The 4154-nt window shown below is 61.9% G+C and carries 4 protein-coding genes; all 4 read right to left on the minus strand.

Annotated features, from left to right (window positions below; translation table 11 throughout):
* The coding region (locus tag ACEW8G_RS10595; protein WP_373488390.1) for a 3'(2'),5'-bisphosphate nucleotidase CysQ at positions 1-578 on the minus strand (578 nt) is incomplete at its 3' end.
* A 56-nt stretch (positions 579-634) separates the two neighbouring features.
* Complete coding sequence (gene cysN, locus ACEW8G_RS10600) at positions 635-2551, minus strand: sulfate adenylyltransferase subunit CysN (RefSeq protein WP_373488387.1); 1917 nt, start codon at positions 2549-2551, stop codon at positions 635-637.
* Between the two features lie 51 nt (positions 2552-2602).
* Positions 2603-3517, minus strand: a complete 915-nt coding sequence (gene cysD / locus ACEW8G_RS10605; protein WP_373488388.1) for a sulfate adenylyltransferase subunit CysD — start codon at positions 3515-3517, stop codon at positions 2603-2605.
* A gap of 411 nt (positions 3518-3928) precedes the next feature.
* Positions 3929-4154 (minus strand): hypothetical protein (locus ACEW8G_RS10610; RefSeq protein ID WP_373488389.1); only part of this gene is annotated, 226 nt, incomplete at its 5' end.

Consider the following 4154-nt stretch of genomic DNA (forward strand, 5'->3'; position numbering starts at 1 on the left):
CCATCAATGCGCGAGGCGTGCAGGCCATGCGCCAGCGCCACCGCAACCGGTGCGCAGCTGTCCCACTCATACTGCCCGCCCGAATGCAGGTAGACATCAGCCTCACCCCGCACGATTGCCATTGCCTTGGCACCGGCGGAGCCCATCGGGATCAGCGTTGCGCCCAGCCGCTCGGCTATTGCCACCGCTTCAGCGGGCGGACGCGTCCGCGACACCACGAACCGCAAGGGTTCGCCGGACGCGGGCAGCGCACCAGGCCGATCGGAACGCAGCACCGCGCCAAGCCCCGGCAGCGCCACTGCGCCAACACACGCCACCCCGTCGATGGCCAGCGCGACATGCACCGCCCAGTCGTCACGCCGCTCACTATATTCGCGCGTGCCATCGAGCGGATCGACGATCCAGACGCGGCGATGGCCGAGCCGCGCGCCATCGCAAAGCCGCTCCTCTGACAGCAGGCCATCGTCCGGGCGGTGCGCCAGCAGCTGCGATACCAGCCAGTCGTTGGCGATCCGGTCACCCTCGGCCCCCAATGCCTTGCCATCAACCGCTCCGCCCCCGCGCAATTTCAGCAACATTCCCCCCGCTTCCCCGGCTAGTGCGGCTGCGAGCGCGGCATCGGCGGCAAGATCGCTCACAGGTCGGGACTCCACAATCCGACGATATGCTCGACGATCATGTCGGCGGCCTGTTCGGGTGTCATCCGGGTCGTGTCGATATGAAATTCAGGGTTAAGGGGCGGCTCATATGGGCTGTCGATGCCGGTAAAGTTCTTGAGCGCTCCGCTGCGCGCCTTTTTGTAAAGCCCCTTCACATCGCGCCGCTCCGCCTCGGCGAGCGGCGTATCAACGAAAATCTCGACGAAGCGGTCAGGCCCGAGCATGGACCGCACCATATCGCGTTCCGCGCGGAACGGCGAGATAAACGCGGTGAGCACGATCAATCCGGCATCGGTCATCAGCTTTGTGACCTCGCCCACCCGGCGGATGTTTTCCACCCGGTCGGCATCGGTAAAACCCAGATCCCTGTTGAGGCCGTGGCGGACATTGTCGCCATCGAGCAGGAAGCTATGACACCCATGCGCAAACAGCTTTTTCTCGACAATATTGGCGATCGTCGACTTGCCCGATCCCGACAGGCCGGTGAACCATAGCACGCGGGGGGTCTGGCCCTTTTGTGCGGCATGCGCCCCTGGCCCGATATCGACGGCCTGCCAGTGGACATTGTCCGCACGGCGCAACGCGAAATTGATCATACCCGCCGCCACGGTCGCGTTGGTTACCTTGTCGATCAGGATGAAGCCGCCGAGCGTGCGGTTTTCGGCATAGGGCGCAAACACTATCGGCCGGTCAGTGGTCAGCGTTGCGACGCCGATGGCATTGAGCGCGAAGGTCTTTGCCGCCAGCCGTTCCATGGTGTTGACGTCGACCTGATATTTGGGCGCCTGCAGCGTGGCCGCGACGGTTTTCGTTCCGATTTTCAGCCAATAAGCGCGGCCCGGCAGCATATCGGCATCATCCATCCAGACGATGGTCGTCTCGAACTGGTCGGCGCTCTGCGGTGACGCATCTGCGGCGGCGATGACGTCACCCCGGCTGCAATCGACTTCATCGGCGAGCATCAGCGTGACCGACTGGCCGCCAACCGCGTGCTCCAGATCGCCATCCAGCGTCACGATCCGCGCGATGGCGCTGGTCTTGCCCGAAGGCAACACGCGCACCGGATCACCGGGCTTCACCGACCCACTAGCAATCAGTCCTGAAAACCCGCGAAAATCGTGGGTAGGCCGGTTGACCCATTGCACCGGCATGGCGAAGGGCTGCGTCAGTCCTGCGGTCTGGTCCAGCGGCACGGTTTCAAGGTGCGGAAGCAGCGCGGACCCCGCATACCAAGGCATGTTGGCGCTTGCCGTGGTGATGTTGTCGCCGCGAAAGCCCGATATTGGCAGCGCGGTGAAGGCGTCAATGCCGATGCTGGCGGCGAACGCGGTATAGTCGGCGACGATCTCGTCAAAGCGGGTCTTGTCGTAACCGACCAGATCCATCTTGTTGACCGCCAGCACGATGTTGCGGATACCGATCAGCTGGCACAGATAGCTGTGCCGCCGCGTCTGGGTGAGCAGTCCCTTGCGCGCATCGACCAGAATGACCGCAAGGTCTGCGGTCGAGGCACCGGTGACCATATTGCGCGTATATTGTTCGTGCCCAGGCGTGTCGGCAACGATGAACTTGCGCTTTTCGGTCGCGAAATAGCGATAGGCGACATCGATGGTAATGCCTTGTTCGCGCTCTGCGGCCAGGCCATCGACAAGCAGCGCGAAGTCGATCTCCTGCCCCTGTGTACCCGCGCGCTTGCTGTCGGCCTCCAGCGCGGCGAGGTGGTCTTCGAAGATCATCTTGCTGTCATACAGCAGCCGCCCGATCAGCGTCGACTTGCCATCGTCTACACTGCCACAGGTGATAAACCGCAGCAGCGTCTTGTGCTGGTGCTGCTCAAGATAGGCTTCGATGTCGGAGGCGATCAGGTCGTCGGTCTTGTATGTCACGCCCATGTCAGCGCTGCCCGATGCAGGGTGCGAATGCGCGGCGGGCTGGGGAACGCATCAGAAATAACCCTCCTGCTTTTTCTTCTCCATGCTGGCGGCGTCATCATGGTCGATGGCGCGCCCCTGCCGCTCCGATGTGGTGGTGAGCAGCATTTCCTTGATCACCTCGGGCAAAGTGGTGGCACGGCTTTCCACCGCTCCGGTGAGCGGATAGCAGCCCAGGGTGCGAAAGCGGATCCAGCGCTCGACCGGTTGCTCGCCGGGGTGCAGGCGAAACCGATCATCATCGACCATCAGCAGCATGCCGTCGCGCTCGACGGTCGGGCGCGGCGCGCTGAAATAAAGCGGTACGATCGCGATCCCCTCAAGGTGAATATACTGCCAGATGTCGAGCTCGGTCCAGTTGCTGATCGGGAACACGCGCATGCTTTCGCCCTTGGCCTTGCGCGCATTGTAAAGGCTCCACAGTTCGGGACGCTGGCTCTTTGGGTCCCAGCGGTGGCTGGCAGAGCGGAACGAGAATACGCGCTCCTTGGCGCGGCTCTTTTCCTCGTCGCGGCGCGCCCCGCCGAATGCGGCATCAAAGCCATGTAGGTCGAGCGCCTGTTTGAGTCCTTCGGTTTTCCACATATCGGTGTGCAACGCGCCATGATCGAACGGATTGATGCCGCGTGCCTTAGCATCTGGGTTCTGGTGGACGAGCAGGTCCATGCCCGCATCCCGCGCCGCCTTTTCGCGCAGATCGTACATTGCGCGGAACTTCCACGTCGTATCGACATGCAGCAGCGGGAACGGCGGCGGCGACGGATAAAAGGCCTTGCGTGCCAGATGCAGCATTACGGCTGAATCCTTGCCGACCGAATAGAGCATCACCGGCTTTGCGGCCTCAGCCGCCACCTCGCGCATGATGTGGATGCTGTCTGCCTCAAGGCGTTGCAGGTGAGTCAAGAAGCCGCGGGCTGGGTGCGTCATCGCCATTCTATCAAACGAGCGGCACGATTTTCGCGCCGATCGCATCGCTTTAGCCGCATCCGCGGCCCAGGGCGACAACGTGAAAATTGTTCCCGTGGAAAGGAAGACTTTACAGCCAGATCTCGACTGCGATCCAAGCATGCCTTGAGACAGTTGTCGCCAGCATCAGCCAAAAAAAGGGGAGGTCTTGCGACCCGCCCCCAATTTTCAAGCCTGTTAAACCCGTTCGGTACTAAACCCGCAGCTTGCCTCTAGGTTGCTAAAAAGCGCGCGGTGTGGGCCAAGCGGGTTCAGTAGCCGCTCCTTACAACCAGGCGGGGCCGAATGCAAAAACGCATCAAAACCAAACAGAAAGGCGGCGCTCCCTGGGAAGCGCCGCCTTTAGTGTTACGGCTGAGCCTTAATGAAGGATCAGAACTTTGCTTCGGCACCCACGTAGAAGAACCGACCAACGTTGTCATAAATGCCCGAACCAAAACCAGTACCGTCGAGGCCTAGCGGCGGCTGACGGTCGGTGAGGTTATCAACACCACCGTAGAAGCGGAACTGATCGGTCACGTCAACCGCAGCGCGGATGTTGTGATAGACCACGCGCGGGTAGAATTCGCGCGGGAAGGCATCCGGGTTGGTCGGCGGA

Origin of the sequence: Blastomonas sp. (genome assembly GCF_041747255.1) — a bacterium.
Classification (GTDB): domain Bacteria; phylum Pseudomonadota; class Alphaproteobacteria; order Sphingomonadales; family Sphingomonadaceae; genus Blastomonas.